The sequence below is a fragment of the Paractinoplanes deccanensis genome, assembly GCF_016862115.1.
In the GTDB taxonomy this organism is placed as follows: Bacteria; Actinomycetota; Actinomycetes; order Mycobacteriales; family Micromonosporaceae; genus Actinoplanes; species Actinoplanes deccanensis.
This window is the reverse complement of sequence record NZ_BOMI01000070.1, coordinates 1-17,470: the sequence shown is the minus strand read 5'-3', so window position 1 is coordinate 17,470 and position 17,470 is coordinate 1. Positions and strand designations below refer to the sequence as shown.

Genomic DNA, 17,470 nt, shown 5'->3' with positions numbered 1-17,470 from the left:
TGCCGGATCGATTGATTCCCGATCCTCGAAGAAAGTTGACTCGGGTAGGCTCAACTTCATGACCGTACCTCTGGTGATCGTCGACGGGGCCAACGTCGTCGGCTCGGTGCCCGACGGATGGTGGCGCGACCGCGCCGGCGCGGCCCTGCGGCTGCGCGACGCATTGACTCCGGTCATCGGCGCCGGCCTGCCGGATCTCCCCGGCCCCGTCGAGGTCACGCTGGTCGTGGAGGGTAAGGCCCGCGAGACCCCGCAAGCCGAGGGCGGCGTGCGGGTCGAGCCCGCCACCGGCTCCGGCGACGACAAGATCGTCGATCTGGTACGCGGCGCCGCCACCGCCAGGCGCGTCGTGGTCGTGACGGCCGACCGCGGTCTGCGCGACCGAGTGACACAACTCGGCGCCGAGGTGAGGGGCCCGTCGAGCGTCCCGAGGCGCTAGGGTGTGACGATGATCCCACGGTCCGTAGCCCGTTTCTGGGCTCCCGCTGGGACCTGGATCACTCCCCCACTCCCGTTGTACGGCAACGATCACGAGCGCCGCGACCTCGCGCCCCGGCCGGCTCCCCGCGCTTCCTGATCGCCTCCTCGCCGTCGCCGGCGTCCCGCTCCCGGCACGGCTGTCCGCCGTACCCCCGGAGTCACTCGCATGTCCACACCCGCGGAGACGCGCGCCGGCGCTCGTGCCGTGCTGCGCCAGCCCTACGTTCCTCTGATCCTCACCGCCAGCCAGATCGGGCGCCTGCCGCTGGGCGCCGCGCCGCTGGCCCTGCTGCTGTTCGCCCGCGAATCGGTCAGCCTCGCCGTCGCCGGGGCGCTGGTCGCCGTGCTCACCGCCGGGATGGCAGTGGGCGCGCCGGCCCTCGCCCGCGCCGTCGACCGCCGGCGGCAACCCCCTGTCCTGTACGGCTCGGCCGTCGTCTCCGCGGTGGGTTACCTGCTCGCGGCGTTCAGCGACGGCCGCACCGGGCTGCTGGTCACCGGCGCTGCCCTGGCCGGCCTGGGGACACCGCCGTTGGAGGCGTGCCTGCGGGCCCTCTGGCCCGACCTGGTGCCGCCGTCGGCCGTGCACGCCGCGTACGCCCTCGACGTGGCCCTCCAAGAGGTCATCTTCGTGGCCGGACCACTGGTCACGCTCGCCGCCGTGGCGATCGGCGGGCCCTCCGCCGGCCTCCTCACCGCCGCGGCGCTCCAGCTCGCGGGCGTCGTCGCCTTTGTGCGGGTCCCCGCGGTCCGGCGGTGGCGCGGCCGGCCCGCCCGCCGGCACTGGCTCGGGCCGCTGCGGGAGCGCCGTCTGGCCGTCATGGTCGCGGGGACGGCCTGCGCGGGAGCCGCCGTGGGCAGCATCCCGGTGGTGCTGACCGGCTACGCCGAAGGGCTGGGCGACCGGTCCCTCTCCGGCTGGCTGCTGGCCGCTCAGGCGGGCGGGGCGCTGATCGGTGGCCTTCTCTATACGCGGGCGACGCCGGGCGGCCCTCGCCGGCTGCCGTTGCTGGCCTCGTGGTTCGCGCTGGGCTACCTGCCGCTGGTCATCGCGCCGGGGCCGGTGCGGATGGCGATCCTGCTGGCGGTCAGCGGCCTCATGTTGCCGCCGATGCTGACCGCCGTCTTCCTGACGGCCGACCGGCTGGCCCCCGAGGGCACCGCCGTCGAGGCGTTCGCCTGGATCATGACCGCGTTCAGCGTGGGGAGCGCCGGCGGCGCGGCCGTCGCGGGCCCGCTCACGGACACCGGCGTCCGGCCGGGGTTCGCCTTCGCGCCGGTGGCCGCCGCTCTCGCGGTCGCGGCCATGGTCCTCGTGGTGCGCCGCTCCGGCGCGCCACGGCGGGCGGGCGGCGGCTGACTCGGCTCGCGGATCAATCGGCAGGCATGGTCGGGCCGTTCCGGGGCATTCGGCGGGTCATGACGATCACCGCCATGACCGCCGCGCCGGCGGCCGAGCTCGGGGCCGCCGATCGCGCGCTCGTCGCGCTGGGCCGGGAGCTGCGCGACGCCGGCTACCACTTCACGACCGTCACACCCGCCACGCACGCGCGGGTCAACCGGCGGCCGCGGAACGCGCGGGCGTACGGGCTGCGCGACGTCTTCGGGTGGAGCCGGCCGTTCGGGCCGGGGGTGCTGCCCGAGCGCTTCGTCGAGCTGATGGCGGCCGCCCGCGTCCTCGACCGCGACGGGGACGAGTGGCGCAGCACCGTGCGGTTCTCCAGCTACGACGGCGAGCTCTTCGCCCACTCGGCGTTCCCGACGGACGCGGAGGACTCCGTCTTCTTCGGGCCGGACACCTACCGGATGGCCGACGCGGTGGCCGCGCACGTCGAGGGGCGGGAACGGCCGGTGCGGCGAGCGGTCGACATCGGCTGTGGGACGGGGGCCGGGGCGATCACGGTCGCCAAGCGGGCGCCCGAGGCCGGAGTGCTCGCCGTCGACATCAACCCGGCGGCGCTGCGGCTGGCCCGCGTCAACGCCGAGCTGGCCGGAACCGCCGGGGTGCGGCCGTGCGAGAGCGACCTGCTGAACGGCGTGGACGGCGACTTCGACCTGATCTTCTCGAACCCGCCGTTCATGATCGACCCGGCGGGGCGGGCCTACCGGGACGGCGGGCCGAACGGCCACGAGCTGTCCATGGCGATCATCGACGCGGCCGCGGAGCGCCTGGCACCGCACGGGTCGCTCGTGCTCTTCGCCGGCACCGGCATCGTGGGCGGGCGCGACCCGTTCCGCGAGGCCGCGGCCGAGCGCCTCGACCGGGCCGGCCTGCGGTGGTCGTACCGCGAGTGGGATCCCGACGTGTACGGCGAGGAGCTCGACGGTCCCGCGTACGCGCACGCCGAGCGGATCGCGCTCGTGCTGCTGACCGCGACGCGATGAACGGGCCGACCGTCGGCGTCGAGGAGGAGTTCCTGCTGCTGGACCCGCGCACCGGCGAGAACGTGCCGGCCGCGCCCTCGGTGGCGGGCAAGCTGCCCGAGGAGCTGCGCGGGCAGAGCCGCCGCGAGTTCCGGCACAGCATGGTCGAGATGGTCACGCCCGTCTGCGGAAGCCTCGGCGAGGTGGCCGAGAGCCTCCGGCGGATGCGACAGGCCGCCGCCGAGGCCGCGGCCGCCGCCGGGGCGAGCCTCGTCGCGCTCGGCGCCACCCCGGTCGGCGAGCCGCGGCTGCTGGTCACCGACGATCCCCGGTACGAGGCGATCGCCGGGCACTACGGGCCGATCGTCGGCGACCCGGCCGTCTGCGGGTGTCACGTGCACGTCGGCGTGCCCGACCGGGAGACGGCCATCGAGGTCTGCAACCACCTGCGGCCGTGGCTGCCGGTGGTGCAGGCGATGACCGTCAACTCGCCGTTCTTCGGCGGCGTGGACACCGGGCACGCGAGCTGGCGCGCCATGCAGCTGGACCGCTGGCCGAGCCTCGGCCCCACGCCGTACTTCGCGTCGGCCGCCGACCTCGACCGCACGGTCCGGCTGCTCGTCGACGCCGGCGTGATGCTGGACGAGACGCTGGTGCTCTGGCACGCGCGGCCGTCGCTGCGCTATCCGACCGTCGAGGTGCGCGTCGCCGACGTGTGCCCGTCGGTGGCGGACACCGTGCTGCTCACCGCCCTAGTCCGGGCGCTGGTGGGCACGGCCCTCGACGACATCAGGGCCGGGCGGCGGGCGCTGCCGGTTCCCGACCCGGTGCTCAAGGCGGCGCACTGGAACGCGGCGCACAGCGGGCTGAGCGGCAAGCTGCTGGACCCGTCGCGGGAACGGGCCCGGCCGGCGTGGGAGCTGGTCGACGAGCTCTTCCGGACGGTCACGCCCGCGCTCGACCGGCACGGCGACCTCGACACCGCGTACGACCTGTTGGCGTGCCTGCGTACCGTGGGGACCGGCACCGACCGGCTGCGCCGCGAGCTGGAGCGCACCGGCGACCTGCCCGCGACCCTCGCGGACGCCGCGCGCCGCACGGTGACCGGGTGATCCACGGTCACCCTTGGGTTCAATCCTGTTCACTCAAGCGCGACGGCCCGTACCGCCGGAAAACGCCCGAAGTGGACTGTCCGCGACCGGGCGCGATGAGTCTTTTCGCAGGTCGTGCCGCAGGGCGCGGGGACCCGTGGCAAATGGGGCGTGCGGGGATGGCCGGGCAGGAAGGGGGCAGTACGCTGAGGACAGTAGTCAGGTTTCCGCACAGCAGGAGGCTGCACGGGTGGCCAGTGTCGCCGAGGTCAAAGCGGCCGTCGACGCCGCACTTCAGCAGGTGACCGAAGGGCAGGCGGCGATACAGGCGGCCCGGGAGAAGCTCGGCGAGGCCCAGCAGAGCCTGGCCGCGGCGCTCGACGGCAGCGGCAACGACGCGGTGGGCGCGGCCCACGCGTCCCTGTCCCAGGCCGACCAGTCGCTCGAGGAGTGCCTGGGTGCCACGCTGCTCGCGGTCGAGCAGGCACAGACCTACACGGCGATGCTCTGACGCGATGTCGCTGATCCAGGAGCTCGGCGCCCGCCTTCGCGCCACCTCGGACGAGTTGCCCACCGGGCAGGTGACCGTGGCGATGGAGAAGCTGCGCAGCGCCACCGAGATTCTCATGTGGGTGCGCGAGCAGTCGGTCGACCCGATCGGCGTGCCGCAGCTGGCCAACGCCACCGAGGCCGCCGAGCGGGCCGCCGCCGCGCTGCGCCTGGCCCAGGACGCCATCGCCCAGTATCTTGCGTCGATCGGGCTGGCCGGCGACGCGAGCGCCCCGCCGGACCGCGACTGGAAGGCCGGCCTCCAGCCGGCCGGCGAGCCACCCGCGGCCGGGGAGAGCCCCGAGAAGCCCGAACAGCTCGGACCGTGGTGGCAGCAGCGCGTCGCCGCGCTCACCGGCGAGCCGCCGCCCGCCAAGGACGACCGGACCGACAAGCCCGACACGGCCGAGCTGCTGCGCCGGGTGGCCTCCGGCGTGCGCGCGGGCGACCGGGCACGCCTCGGCCGCGAGCTGCACGGGGTGAACGCCTCGACCGGGCTGGCGCTGTCGGCGGTCACCCCGCCGGTGCTGCACCGGCTGGCGGGCGACCTGCTCGGCCACGAGCCGCGCCCCGAGGACGTGCCGAGGCTGCGCTCCGCCGCCGAGGGCCGGGTCCGCTCGCTGCTGCCCGGCACCTCCCCCGCCGTGCTCGACACGCTGATCGCGCGCATCTGCCGGGTCCCCGTCGAGCAGGGCAAGCGCCCGCCCGGCCACCCCGCCGACAACGCGGTCACCGCCAGCGTGCTCACCGGGGTGCTGCTGGCCCGCCTGGGGCGCGACGCCGGCACGCTCGACCCGTCCACGCCCGACCCGGTGCGCCGCCCCACAGAGGCCACCGACCACGGATGACCCCGACGACGCCCCTTGCCCCCATCCTGAACCCACGGGAACGTGTTGAGCTATATGGCTGAGTCGACCGCACAGCAGGTGATGGACATCCGGGCCGGGCTGTCGCACGCGCTCGGCGCGGCAGCGATCGCCCTCGACCGGGCGCGGGGCGCGCACGCGGCCGCCGTCGAACGGCGCCGGCGGATCGGGGCGGCCGCCGACGCGCGCCTGCGCAAGATCGCCGATGCCCGGGACGCGCGGCTCGCCGAGATCGACCAGCAGCACAAGAACGACCTGGCCGCGTACGCCGAAGCCGCCGCCGGCGCCGCCGACCGGGCCGCACCCGGCGCCGCGGGCGACCCCTGGGACGACTGGCAGGCCACCCCGCTCGACCGGGCCGCCGAGCTGCGCGTCGGCCGGCTGCTGCTGCCCCACCCCGAAGAGGTGCCGGCGCTGGTGCCGCTGCTCGACCGCGGCCACGTGGTCGTCCGCGGCGACCGGGCGCTCGGCGACGAGGTGGTGGCCGGCCTGCTGCTGCGGGCCCTCGGCACCGCCGCGCCCGGCCAGGTGCAGCTCATCGGCTACGACCCGGAGCATCTGGGCGGCGGGCTCGCCCGGTTCGCCCCGCTCGCCCCGGCCGGGGTGCTCACCTTCGTGGGGCCGGGCGGGCTCGGCGCGCTCCTCGACGACCTGACCGACCACGTACGCCGGATCAACGAGACCGTGCTGGCCGGCGAGTACACGTCGCTGCGCGAGCTGAACGCGGCCACCCACCGCCGGCCGGAGCCGTGGCGGGTCGCCGTGCTGCTCGGCGCGGGCGAGCTGAGCCGCGCCGAACAGGCCCACCTGCAGCGCCTGTTGCGCACCGGCGCCGCCTGCGGGGTGCATCTGGTCATCCAGGGACTGCCGGTGCCGGCCGGCGACGGGATCGAGTTCATCACCGCGGCGCCCGGCGACCACGCCCGGCTCAGCAGCGCGGGTGCTCTGCCCGTACGGCTCGATGGTGGTCCTCCGCAAGCGGTCGTGGCAGCGACCTGCCGCCGGATCGCCGAGGCCGTGGAGGCCGGGCCCGCGCCCGTCGCGCTGGACAGCCTGCTGCCGCAGGAGGAGTGGAACCAGAGCGCGGCCACCGGCCTGAGCGCGCCGCTCGGCGACAGCCCGCAGGGCATGCCGGTGCAGGTGACGCTCGCCGACTACCCGCCGCACGCGCTGATCGCCGGGCCCTCCGGCACCGGCAAGACCAACCTGATCTACGCCTGGATGGGCGCGCTCGCGGCCCGCTACTCCCCCACCGAGCTGGCCTTCTACCTGCTCGACTTCAAGGAGGGCGTCTCCTTCGCCCGGTTCGCCCCGGGCCGGCGCGACCCGAGCTGGCTGCCGCACGTCCGCCTGGTCGGCGTCAACGTCAACACCGACCGCGAGTTCGGGCTGGCCCTGCTGCGCTTCCTCGGCGAGGAGCTGCGCCGGCGGGCCGACGCGGCCAAGCGGTACGAGGTGACGAACCTCGCCGAGCTGCGCGCCGAGGACCCCGACGGCGCCTGGCCGCGCATCGTGGCCGTGGTCGACGAGTTCCAGGTGCTGCTCTCCGGGCGCGACGCGGTCGCCGCCGAGGCCGTCGACCTGCTCGAGGACCTCGCCCGGCGCGGCCGCTCGCAGGGCATCCACCTGATCCTCGCCTCCCAGGACGTCAGCGGCATCGAGGCGCTGTGGGGCCGCCCGGCGCTGGTCGCCCAGTTCTCGCTGCGCATCGCCCTGCCCCGCGCCCGGCGCATCCTGGCCGAGACCAACACGGCGGCCGAGTCGCTGCCCCGCTACCACGCGGTGGTCAACGCCGACTCGGGCGCGGCCGAGGCCAACAGGGTGGTGCGCGTGCCCGCCGCCGGCGACCGCGAACGGTGGAACGCGCTCCAGCACCGGCTGTGGCGCAAGCGCCCGCCCGAGCTGGGCCCGCCGCGCCTGTTCGACGGTGACGTGGTGCCGCGGCTCGGCGACAGCCCCGACTTCCGGCGGCTCGCCCCGGCCGAGTCGATGGCCGCGCCGGTGGTGCTGCTCGGCGAGACCATCGACGTGGCGGCCCGCTCGGCCCGGACGGTGCTGCGCCGCGCCCCCGGCCGCAACCTGGCCGTGCTCGGCACCCGGATGGACGAGGCGTGCGCCGTGCTGGCCACCGCGGGCATCTCGCTCGCCGCGCAGTTCCCGCCGGACGGCGCCCGCTTCTCGATCCTCTGCCTCGACCCGGACGCCCGCCCGGCGGCCGCGGCCCTCTGCAACGACCTGCCCGACTGCGGCTGGTACGAGGCGGACAACGCCGACTGGCTGCTGGAGGACGCGGCCGCCGAGGCGTCCGCGTCGTGGCCCGCCGACCGCCCGCACTTCCTGATCATCTATGCGGCGGACGCGATGCCCGGCGGCAAGGCGGCCGCCGACCAGCTGCGCACCATCCTGCGCCAGGGCCCGGAGCGGCGGCTGCACGTGCTCGGCTGGTGGCGGGGCGCGGCCCTGCTGCGCGACGCGCTCGGCGGCCAGGCGTCCCGCACCGACCCGATCGGCGCGTGGGTGGCGCTGGACGTGCACGGCAGCGAGCTGGCGCCGTTCTATCCGGGCGCGGGCGCACCGGCCTGGTACCCGAGGCCGTGGCGCGCCCTGCACTTCGACCGCTCGGTGCACCGTGGCGCCGAGGTGATCATCCCCTATGGAGCTGGGTCATGACACAGGGCGGCCTGCAACCGGCCGACTTCGAGACCGCCGACTACCGCAGCGTGCTGCGCCGGCTGACCACCCTCGACGACGAGGCGGCCACCATGCGAGCCGAGGCGGTCCACTGGCACGACGAGCGGGTGGCCGCCGCGAAGCAGGCGATCCACAACGCGGACGAGGCGGTGGCGGAGGCCGAGGAGGAGGTGAAGGCGGCCCAGCGGGCCCTGGAGGCGGTGGACGCCCGAGCCGCCGGCCTGTGGTCCGACTATGTCCATAAGGTCGGCCCGGTGGCCGAACGCTACGGCCGCACCGTGCCGCCCGCGGCCATCCCCCACCAGCGCTCCGACCGCGACGCCGACGACTACCTCGACGAGGTGGCCACGAAGGTGAAGTACACGGCCCCGGCCCGCCCCCTCACGGGCGGCGTCAAACTGCTGTTCGCGGTCTTCGGCTTCCTCGGCGGCGTCATCGGCGTCATCCTCCACCAGGTCCTCCGCGAGAACGGCGGCTCGGCGACCGGCACGTGGAAGGACGCCCTGCCGGTGGTCGCCCTGCTGGTCCTGCTCGCCTGCCCGGTGCTGGCCGTGGTCGCCGCCAAGCGCGTCGCCGACCGCCGGGGCACCGGCCTCGACACCTCCACGGTCGTCACCGTCCTGATCACCGGCCTGGTGACCGCCGGCATCCTGCTGGCCGCGGTCCGCGCGGCGGCCCCCAGCTAGCGGGGCGGCTCGCGGGCGGCTTTCCGGGGGCGTCCTCAGCCGAAGGACTTGGCGAGGGTGATGATCGCCGGGCCGACCACCACGATGAAGATGGCGGGGAACATGCAGAGCAGGACCGGGAAGAGGAGTTTGACCGGGACCTTCTGTGCCATCTCCTCGGCGCGCTGGCGGCGGCGGACGCGCTGGTCGGCGGCGTGTTCGCGGAGGATGCCGGCGACCGGGACGCCGAGCTCGCCGGCCTGGATCAGGGCGGTCATCAGGCGTTTCAGGTCTCGTACGGTGGTGCGGGCCGACAGCGAGCGCAGCGCCTCCGTGCGGGCGACGCCGAGGCGCATCTCCTGGAGCACGCGGTTGAGCTCGTCGGCCATCGGGCCTCTCGCCGCGCTCGCCACCTGGGCCATGGCCGCGTCGAGGCCGAGGCCCGCCTCGACGCCGATGACCATCGCGTCCATCACGTCGGGCAGCGAGCGGAGGATCTTCTCCTGGCGTTTGACGCCGGCGTTGTAGACCAGCAGGTGCGGCAGCAGGAAGCCGCCGGCCAGGCCGGCCGGGATGCCGATCAGCACGGCGCCGGTGTCCTTCGTCCAGCTGTACGCGAAGAACGCGGCCACGCCGGCGCCCACGATCGCGCCGAGCGGGCGGGCGCGCAGGACCCTGGCCGGCGGCCAGGCCGGCGGGTTGCCGGCGTGGCCGAGCAGGCGGCTCAGCTGCTCCTGGCCCGTGGTGGGAGCGATCCGGTCGAGCCCGGCGATGACCGCCGAGCGCAGCCGCCGCCGGAACGCGCTGCCGGTGTCGCGCCGGATCTCGGGGCCGGATCCGAAGGCCGCCAGCGCGCGCAGGATCCGCTCGTGGCGGGGCGGTGGCAGCAGGATCGCCACCGCGACGAGCAGGCACGCCGTCACGATCCCCGCGACCGCGCCGCCGAGCACGAGACCGGCCATCTAGACCCTCACCTGCACCACGACGCGCAGCCACACGGCGCCGATGGTGATCGCCACGAGGCCGCAGGCGAGCATCGCCCAGCCGAGCGGCTCGGTGAACAGGGGACGCAGGTAGCCGGGCTCGGTGAGGGAGAGGATCAGGCCGGTGGCGATCGGCATGGCGGTCAGGACGTACGCCGACATGCGCCCCTCGCCGGAGAGCGCGCGCACGTGCCGCCGCAGGTAGGAGCGCTCGCGCATGGTGTCCGCGGTGGTCTGCATGACGTCGGCGAGGCTGCCGCCGACCTCCCGTTGCAGGCGCAGCGCCATGACCAGCCAGGCCATCTCGTCGCTGCGGGTGCGCTCGCCGATCCGCTCGAGGGCGTCCTCGAAGCTGCCGCTGATGCGGGTCTCGGACAGGGCGCGGCGCAGCTCGGCGGCGACCGGGCCCTCGTCGTCGCGGACCGCAGCCTCGACCGACTGGTGCAGCGTGAAGCCCGAGCGCAGCGAACTGATCATGAGTTGCAGGGCGCCGGGCAGCTCGTCGGCGAAGGCCCGCTCGCGCCGCCGGATCCTGGTGCGCAGCACCGCGGTGGTGCCGGCGAAACCGGCGAGCAGGCCGACCGCCACCGCCACCGGCGGTGGCAGGAGCAGGCTCAGCAGCGCGGCCGCCAGCAGCGCGGCCGCCAGCCGCACCACCAGCCACTCCGCGGGACGTGTCGTGCCGCCGAGGCGGTCGAGCAGCGGGGCGCTGCGCTCGGCGAGAGCGCTCAGCGCCTCGGACCGCTCGATGCGCCGGGCGGCGGCGTGCAGCGCCCGCCGCCATCGGGGCTCGGTCTCGGCCTCGCGCCGGGCGGTGAAGTGCTGGAGGGAGGCGAGCCGCCGCTGGATCGGGGTGCGCCCGAAGGCGGCGGCGAGCACCGCGTACGCCGCCAGGAAGCCGGCCGCCGAGGCGGCGCCCACGGCGATCACGACGGACGGGATCATGGGGCGCCGTCCGGGGTGAAGAGGGCCGGCTGCAGCGTCACGCCGTAGCGGGCAAGGCTATCGGCGAACCGGGGCCGGACACCGGTCGCGCGCAGGCCGCCCGCGCCGGCCGGCACGTCGTACAGGAAGAGGTCTTGCAGGGTGATGACGTCGGACTCCATGCCCACCACCTCGGTGATGTGCGTGATCCTGCGGGTGCCGTCGGCGAAGCGGCCGACCTGGAGGATCAGGTCGACCGCCGAGGCGATCTGGTCGCGGATCGCCCGGCTGGGCAGGTCGAGGCCGGCCATCAGCACCATGGTCTCGAGCCGGGCGAGCGCGTCGCGCGGGGTGTTCGCGTGCAGCGTGGTCAGCGAGCCGTCGTGGCCGGTGTTCATGGCCTGGAGCATGTCGAGGGCGGCGGCGTCGCGGACCTCGCCGACCACGATCCGGTCGGGGCGCATCCGCAGCGCGTTGCGCACCAGGTCGCGGGTGGTCACGGTGCCCCGGCCCTCGGAGTTCGGCGGCCGCGTCTCGAGCCGCACCACGTGCTCCTGGTCGAGTTGCAGCTCGGCGGCGTCCTCGATGGTCACCACCCGCTCCTCGGCGGGGATGAAGCCGGAGAGGATGTTGAGGATCGTCGTCTTGCCGGAGCCGGTACCGCCGCTGACGATGATGGTGCGGCGGCCGCGCACGCAGACGTCGAGGAACTGCGCGGCGGGCCGGGTGAGGGTGCCGTACGACAGCAGGTCGCCCACGGTGAGCGGCACCGAGGAGAACCTCCGGATGGTCAGCGAGGAGCCGTCGATGGCGATCGGCGGCACGATCGCGTTGACCCGGCTGCCGTCGGGCAGCCGCGCGTCGACCATCGGGCTGGCCTCGTCGACGCGGCGGCCGACCCGCGAGCAGATCCGGTCGATCACGCGGCGCAGGTGGGCCTCGTCGTCGAACTCGGCGGCGACCCGCTCGATGCGGCCGAGGCGCTCGACGTAGACCGACCGCGGGCCGTTGACCATCACCTCGGTGACCGACTGGTCGCGCAGCAGCGACTCGATGGGGCCGTGGCCGAGCACCTCGTCGACGACCTCGCTGACGATGCGGCCGCGGTCGGCGCCGGAGAGCGGGGTCTCCTCGCGGGCGAGCAGGTCGTGCAGGGCCTCGCGGACCCGGGCGTCGAGCTCCTCGGTGCCCTCGCCGCGGCCGGCGGCGTACAGCGAGGGGCCGAGCTCGTCGGCGAGCTTGCGCTGGATGCGCCGGCGCACCTCGTACACCTGGTCGTGCACCGGACGGCCGGGACGGTGGCGCTCCTCGGCGGGAGCGGGCGTGGTGCCGCCGAGGCGCGACGAGAGGCTCATGACCTGCCCTTGCGGGACAGGAATCGGCGGCGGCGCGCCGGCGCGGCCGCCACCCCGGCGCAGCGGTCGGCCAGCGCGCGGACGGCCCTGCTGACCAGGTGCAGCGGGTCGGTGAGGACCAGCGGCTCCCCCGCGTTGACCGAGGCGGTGACGTCGCGGCTGGAGGGCACCTGCACGGTGAACGGCATGCCGACAGCGCGTTCCGCCTCGGCCGGGCTCAGGCCGCCCTCGGTGTTGGCCCGGTTGAGGACCGTCAGGCGTTTGTCCTTCGGGTAGTCGAGCGAGTCGAACATCTCGGCGGTGAGCCGCGCCGACTTCAGCGCCGGCAGGTCGGGGGTGACGATCGCGACGTACCAGTCGGTCATGTCCAGCGCGGCGAGGACCTGGTCGGTGACCACGGCCGGGGTGTCCACCACGATGAAGTCGTAGAACGGCCGGGCCGCGTCGAGCAGCTCGACGACGAACTCGCGGCTGACCTTCTCGCCCTCGGCCGGGCTGGGCGGCGCGAGCAGCGCGTCCACGCCCGGGCGGTACGGCGTGACGATCGAGCGCAGACCGGGCTCGTCCAGCCGGCCGGCCATCGCCACCCCGCCCGCGATGTGCCGCTCCGGCGCGAGCTTGAGCATGATGGCGATGTCGCCGAACTGGAGGTCCAGGTCGATCAGGAGCACCCGCCGGCCGCCACCGGCCAGCGCCACGGCGAGGTTCGTCGCCAGCATGCTGCGCCCGTTGCCGCCCTTGCCCGAGAAGAGCGTCACCACCCGGCCGTGCGGGGCGTTGTCCGCCGACGTGCGCACCGTGGTGCTCAGCGCCTTCGACAGGTCGACCGAGCGGATCGTGGCCTCGCGCAGCCCCTGCTCGTCGTCCTCGGCCACGATCTCGCGGACGCCCGATCGGAGGCAGCGCAGCACCGTGTCCGGCTCGACGGCCTTGCGGATCAGCACCACGCCGATGAGCGGGCGCTGCAACCGCTGGTAGGCGGCGACCATCAGCGCCTCCTCCAGGTCGACGGTCGCGCCCAGGATGACGAGAAGGGTCTCCGGATAGCGCCGCAGGTGCGCCTCCAGACCGGCCATCGCGTCGAGCATGGTGCAACCGGCCTCGCGGAAGCCCGGGCCGACCTGGGAGCGCCGGGCGTCGTCGGGCTCCACGTAGACGTAGAGGCTCACGGGAACAGCCGCGAGATGTCGACGCCGGGACCGGGGACGGCGCTGGCCTCCGGGCCGAGGATGGCGAGGTAGAGCAGGCCGGTGCGGGCGGCGTGGACGAGACGCTGCGCGTCCTGCGAGTCGACGGCGAGCGTGGCCACGTACCGGACGTACGTCGTCTGCGGGGCCGGGGTGGCCGGCGGGGCCGGCAGCACGCTCGCGGACGGCGACGGGGAGGGGGACGGCGCCGGGGTGACGCCGGGCGCCGGCGCCTCGCCGATCGCGATGACCACGGCCCTCGGCAGCAGCAGCCGGGTGGTCTGCTCCTCGGCGCGCTGCGCGGTGGCCGGGAAGGTGCCGTAGACGGCCACCCGGTCTCCCGCGATCACGTTTCCGGCGACCTGTTCCGGCACGCTGAGCTGCACGGTCACCGCCAGCTGGCCGTTGGGCACGGTGAGGCCGCGCGCGGACGCCGGCGCGCTGGCCGCCGCCGCGCGAAAGAGCGGGCGCATCAGCAGCTGCCCGCGCTCGGCGGGGGCGGCCAGGGTGAGCCGGTCCAGGTCGCTGGTCCAGCTCGTCAGGGTCCCCTCGGGCACGGTCCGGGCCGGCACCAGGATGCGCTCGGCGAGGCCCTTCGCGCGGATGTCGGCGCCGTTCGTGCCGGCCGGGATGCGCTCGCCGGCGACCAGCACCCAGATGCCCTCGACCCCGTGCAGGGCCCGGCGGTCGGCGGAGCGCGCGTACGCCAGCACCGCCACCCCGCTGATACCGGCCAGCAGCAGTGCGGCGAGCAGAATCAGGACACGCCGTCGCATCTCCCCACAATCTCAGGTAAAGGTCACCCGGTGCGGCCGATCACCTGGACTCCGTAGTCCGGGAAGGTGCCGAACGTGGTCGGGAAACGCTCGGTGATCACCGACTTGGTGAAGTAGCCGTGGACGGCCGAGCCGGGCCCGGTGCCGGTGACCACGAAGGCCGCGAAGCCGGCGACGCGATAAGCGGCCGGGAACGGGTCGATCGCGGCGATCACCCGGTCGAAGATCGGCACGAGCACGGCCTCGCCGCTCCGGACGAGGGCGTTCATCGCGCCGGCGCAGCGGGTCGCGCCGGCCGGGCCGGTGGACATCCACAGGTCGGTCGTCGCGCCCGGCGCGACGGTGGTGCGGCAGGTCGCGTCCGCCGAGGGGGTCAGCCAGGCGTAGCCGCTCGGCGAGGCCCGGTCCCAGATGTTCTCGCACCACGACAGCAAGGGGTCGCTGATCCGCACCGCGCCGGCCCGCACCGCGCCGAGCTTGGCGCCCCGGCCGGTGATCCGTTCCCAGTCGCACTTCGAGATGGTCAGCGCGAGCACCTTCGCGCTCGCCGGCACGCCCCACGCCACCCGGGCGCAGGCGCCCACCTTGGTGCCCTTGTACGTGCCGCCGACCAGCGTCTGGGCCAGCCGCGGCGGGACAAGCGTGCTGTGGTCCGCGTTCAGCGTGGTGGTGCGCACCTCGACCTGATGAAAGATGCCCGTGGTGGCCGGCTGCGGGCGGCACGTGGTGGCGGTGCCCCAGGGGCTGGGGCAGCCGGTGTCGTCGAGGCAGATCTGCGCGTCCGCGTAACCGTCCTTGGCGTTCTTGACGGCGTACGCCCTGGCGTTGGCGGTCTGCAACGGCACCGTGCAGTCGTCCTTGTCGAGGACGCAGGACTGCGCGACCTTCCACGAGGCGGCGTCGGCGCCGCTCTGCAACTGCTCGCGCTCGGCGTAGAGCAGGCCGATGTCGATGACGACGGCGCCCATGCCGAGCAGGACGCTCATGCTCAGGAACAGGGCGACGACGACGCCGACGGCGCCGTGGTCGCCGGAGCGCCGGCGGGGCACGAGGGAGGTCAGCCGAGGCACGACATGACCCCGATGGCCCGGATGGTGACGGTGCCCGAGCTGCGGCCCCCGGCCATCGCCAGCAGCGGGAAGAGCGGGGTGGCCGGCTCGAAGGCCCGTTGCACGGTGACGGACGAGTCGGTGGTGACGCCGGTACCGCAGACCGCCGGCCCGGCGGTGTAGGTGAGCGGGACGCCCGCGCCGACGATGCCCTGCACCTTGGCCTGGACCTCGGCGACCGAGCCGTCGAGCGCGCCCAGCCGGGCGCCCTCGCGGGCCGCCTCGGTGAGCTGGATGTCCTGCTGGAGGTAGCGCCCCAGGTCGATGATCCCGAAGAGGATCAGCAGGAGCAGCGGCAGGACGATCGCGAACTCGATCGCCGCGGCACCGCGATCGGTCAGATGACGTTCATCAGGCTGGTGAACATGGCCTCGATGTCGTCGCGCAGCAGGCCGAGCGCCGAGACCAGGCCACCGGCGATCAGCGCTGCCAGGATCGAGTACTCGACGGCGGTCGCGCCCTCGTCCAACCGGTGCGCCGCGCGGACGTAACCGATCACCATCTTGAAGATCTCCACTGCGTCCCCCCACGGTCAGCGGCGGCCGGTTCCGGCGGCCAGTCGTCTTACGTATCGGGGGCCGAGAGGTTTGTTTGAGAGCGCTCATGGTGCAGGACGGTCGCCGCCGGGTGCGCGCCGATCAGCGCGACGAGGCCGCGGAGCTGTGCGCCAGCACGGAGCGCAGGGTGGCGGCCAAAGCGTCCGCCGTGAAGGGCTTGGCGAGAAACGGCGAGCCGACGCGGATCATGCCCTCCTTGACCGCGATGTCCTCCGGGATGCCGGAGATGTAGACGATCTTCATGTCCGGGCGGACGGCCGCGGCCGAGCGCGAGAGCTCACCGCCCGAGACGCCGGGCAGGCCGAGATCGGTGAGCAGGACGTCGATCGTGCCGCCGTGCACCCGGCAGGTCATCATGGCGCTCACCGGGTCCTTGGCGGAGAGCACGTGGAAGCCGCGCACCTGGAGCATCTGGGCGGTCATCTCCCGCAGGTCCTCGTCGTCCTCCACGAGGAGGACGACGGGACCATTGCGTTCCGTACGATTCCACATCGCTCCCCCTCTCACCGATCACGCTAGCGAGAGCCGCGGGGCAGCGGGCGGGGATCGCCGTTTCCCACCGTCAATTGCCGGGTACGACCAGCGCCTCGTTGAGCAGGCGGCGGGCCAGCACCAGCCGGTCCGCGTCGTCCTCCAGCGGCAGGTCGCCCACCCGGATCGGCTCACCGCCCAGCGCGAGCCGCAGCGCGGGCGCGCAGAAGGCCGGGAAGCGCATCGTGCGCCCCACCAGCCGCAGCACCACGTGCTCGGCGCCGTCGTCGGCGAGCCGCCAGCGCAGGCCCTCGCGCGCCCGGATCTCGTCGTCCGGGCCCAGACCGGCCGCGAAGTCGAGCTGGGCCAGCGGGCTGACCGGCTCGGGACGCGCCGACGGCCAGTCACGGGCGCGCAGCCGCTCGGCGACCTCGGCCGGCTCGACGGTGCTGAGCCAGTCGCGCAGGGCCTCGACCGTCTCGGTGAGCTCGGGCTCCAGGGCCTCCGGGTCCGAGACGTCGACGCCGTACGGGAGGGTGGCCCGCAGCCGCGCGTCGTTCAGCGCCAGGCCGAGCAGCTCCTCGACCATCGCGTACCGGGTCATCGCCCGCACCCCGATGGTCAGGTGCAGCGAGCGGGAGCCCTGGGCCTCGGCCGAGTGGAGCCAGCCCCGGGGCAGGTAGAGGGCGTCGCCCGGCTCGAGGACGACGTCGAGCGCCGGCTCGCCCTCGGCGGTGGCCGCCACCTCGTCGGCGCGGCCGCCCCACGCCTGCTTCTCCAGCGGGTCGGCGAGCACCGGCTCGTGCAGGCGCCAGCGCTTGGTGCCGTCGACCTGGAGCACGAAGACGTCGTGGGTGTCGTAGTGGGTGCTGAAGCCCTGGCTCTGCGGGGGCGTCAGGTAGGCGTTCACCTGCAGCGGGCGGCGCAGCTCGGCGCCGAGCCGGCGGCTGTAGTCGATCAGCGGCGGCCAGAGCCGGTGCAGGCCCTGGAGCACCAGGGTGGCGCCCTCGGCGTACAGGCGCATGGCCTTGTCGTCGATCACCTGGTCGCCGATCTCGGCGCCGGCGCCGCCGCTGCCGGTGAACCGGTCCGGCGGCAGCACGGAGCCGCGCTGGGCGACACGCAGGAACGGGGTCCGCAGGCCCCGCCGGCTGAGCAGCTCGTCGACCGCGGCCGGGGAGAGCAGGTCGGCGAAGCCGTCGGGGCCGGCCAGCTCGGCGGCCCGGGACAGCAGCGGGGCACGGCCCCAGTACGCGGCGGCGAACTTGCCCGGTTCCACCGCCACGGCACGGGAGAGCGCCGGGCTCGCGCCCGGCGCGTCGATCGTCATCGGCGAGCGTCCCGATCAGGCCGCGGAGCCGTCGGCGCCACCGTCGTGGCCGCCCGGGTTCGCGCCGCCGTC

General features: G+C 74.7%; 18 protein-coding genes and 1 pseudogene. 8 read left to right on the top strand and 11 right to left on the bottom strand.

Annotated features, from left to right (window positions below; genetic code table 11):
• Positions 1–58 precede the first annotated feature (58 nt).
• The 8 genes from Ade02nite_RS18735 to Ade02nite_RS18700 all read left to right on the top strand — a co-directional run bounded on the left by Ade02nite_RS18735 (position 59) and on the right by Ade02nite_RS18700 (position 8,727).
• The gene (locus tag Ade02nite_RS18735) at positions 59–439 is read left to right on the top strand and encodes a hypothetical protein (RefSeq protein ID WP_203764817.1); all 381 of its coding nucleotides are present in this window, start codon (positions 59–61) and stop codon (positions 437–439) included.
• A gap of 207 nt (positions 440–646) precedes the next feature.
• On the top strand, positions 647–1,840 hold the full coding sequence (locus tag Ade02nite_RS18730; protein ID WP_203764815.1) for an MFS transporter: 1,194 nt from the start codon (positions 647–649) through the stop codon (positions 1,838–1,840).
• A 59-nt stretch (positions 1,841–1,899) separates the two neighbouring features.
• Positions 1,900–2,865: a methyltransferase gene (locus tag Ade02nite_RS18725; protein ID WP_239168868.1), complete on the top strand. Its 966-nt coding sequence runs from the start codon at positions 1,900–1,902 to the stop codon at positions 2,863–2,865.
• On the top strand, positions 2,862–3,956 hold the full coding sequence (locus Ade02nite_RS18720) for a carboxylate-amine ligase (protein ID WP_203764813.1): 1,095 nt from the start codon (positions 2,862–2,864) through the stop codon (positions 3,954–3,956). The genes Ade02nite_RS18725 and Ade02nite_RS18720 overlap by 4 nt, the downstream gene beginning before the upstream one ends.
• A 229-nt stretch (positions 3,957–4,185) precedes the next feature.
• Positions 4,186–4,446 (top strand): hypothetical protein, encoded by a 261-nt coding sequence (locus Ade02nite_RS18715; RefSeq protein ID WP_203764811.1) that lies wholly within the window; start codon positions 4,186–4,188, stop codon positions 4,444–4,446.
• A 4-nt stretch (positions 4,447–4,450) separates the two neighbouring features.
• A complete protein-coding gene (locus Ade02nite_RS18710; protein ID WP_203764809.1) occupies positions 4,451–5,332 on the top strand; it encodes a hypothetical protein in 882 nt (293 codons plus the stop codon).
• A gap of 54 nt (positions 5,333–5,386) precedes the next feature.
• Complete coding sequence (locus Ade02nite_RS18705; RefSeq protein ID WP_203764806.1) at positions 5,387–8,020, top strand: FtsK/SpoIIIE domain-containing protein; 2,634 nt, start codon at positions 5,387–5,389, stop codon at positions 8,018–8,020.
• Complete coding sequence (locus Ade02nite_RS18700; protein ID WP_203764803.1) at positions 8,017–8,727, top strand: hypothetical protein; 711 nt, start codon at positions 8,017–8,019, stop codon at positions 8,725–8,727. Before Ade02nite_RS18705 ends, Ade02nite_RS18700 begins: the two co-directional genes overlap by 4 nt.
• A gap of 35 nt (positions 8,728–8,762) precedes the next feature.
• Here the strand turns inward: Ade02nite_RS18700 and Ade02nite_RS18695 are convergent, their stop codons facing one another.
• From Ade02nite_RS18695 to Ade02nite_RS18650, 11 genes and pseudogenes are all read right to left on the bottom strand, one after another.
• Positions 8,763–9,668: a type II secretion system F family protein gene (locus tag Ade02nite_RS18695; RefSeq protein WP_203764800.1), complete on the bottom strand. Its 906-nt coding sequence runs from the start codon at positions 9,666–9,668 to the stop codon at positions 8,763–8,765.
• A complete protein-coding gene (locus Ade02nite_RS18690; protein WP_203764797.1) occupies positions 9,669–10,634 on the bottom strand; it encodes a type II secretion system F family protein in 966 nt (321 codons plus the stop codon).
• Entirely contained in the window at positions 10,631–11,968 is a 1,338-nt protein-coding gene (locus Ade02nite_RS18685; RefSeq protein ID WP_203764792.1) for a TadA family conjugal transfer-associated ATPase, read from the bottom strand. The genes Ade02nite_RS18690 and Ade02nite_RS18685 overlap by 4 nt, the downstream gene beginning before the upstream one ends.
• A complete protein-coding gene (locus Ade02nite_RS18680; RefSeq protein ID WP_203764789.1) occupies positions 11,965–13,137 on the bottom strand; it encodes a CpaE/TadZ family protein in 1,173 nt (390 codons plus the stop codon). Before Ade02nite_RS18680 ends, Ade02nite_RS18685 begins: the two co-directional genes overlap by 4 nt.
• Positions 13,134–13,931, bottom strand: a complete 798-nt coding sequence (locus Ade02nite_RS18675) for an RcpC/CpaB family pilus assembly protein (RefSeq protein ID WP_203764782.1) — start codon at positions 13,929–13,931, stop codon at positions 13,134–13,136. Before Ade02nite_RS18675 ends, Ade02nite_RS18680 begins: the two co-directional genes overlap by 4 nt.
• A gap of 23 nt (positions 13,932–13,954) precedes the next feature.
• A complete protein-coding gene (locus tag Ade02nite_RS18670) occupies positions 13,955–15,001 on the bottom strand; it encodes a pilus assembly protein TadG-related protein (protein WP_203764780.1) in 1,047 nt (348 codons plus the stop codon).
• The gene (locus tag Ade02nite_RS49355) at positions 14,989–15,198 is read right to left on the bottom strand and encodes a hypothetical protein (protein ID WP_239168867.1); all 210 of its coding nucleotides are present in this window, start codon (positions 15,196–15,198) and stop codon (positions 14,989–14,991) included. The genes Ade02nite_RS18670 and Ade02nite_RS49355 overlap by 13 nt, the downstream gene beginning before the upstream one ends.
• Before the next feature lie 54 nt (positions 15,199–15,252).
• Positions 15,253–15,357, bottom strand: a pseudogene (locus Ade02nite_RS50730) (TadE/TadG family type IV pilus assembly protein); the annotation flags it as partial.
• A 20-nt stretch (positions 15,358–15,377) separates the two neighbouring features.
• The gene (locus Ade02nite_RS18660; protein ID WP_239168866.1) at positions 15,378–15,557 is read right to left on the bottom strand and encodes a Flp family type IVb pilin; all 180 of its coding nucleotides are present in this window, start codon (positions 15,555–15,557) and stop codon (positions 15,378–15,380) included.
• A 121-nt stretch (positions 15,558–15,678) separates the two neighbouring features.
• Positions 15,679–16,089, bottom strand: a complete 411-nt coding sequence (locus Ade02nite_RS18655) for a response regulator (protein ID WP_203764778.1) — start codon at positions 16,087–16,089, stop codon at positions 15,679–15,681.
• Positions 16,090–16,159: 70 nt separating this feature from the next.
• The gene (locus Ade02nite_RS18650) at positions 16,160–17,398 is read right to left on the bottom strand and encodes a cupin domain-containing protein (RefSeq protein ID WP_203764776.1); all 1,239 of its coding nucleotides are present in this window, start codon (positions 17,396–17,398) and stop codon (positions 16,160–16,162) included.
• Positions 17,399–17,470: the final 72 nt, after the last annotated feature.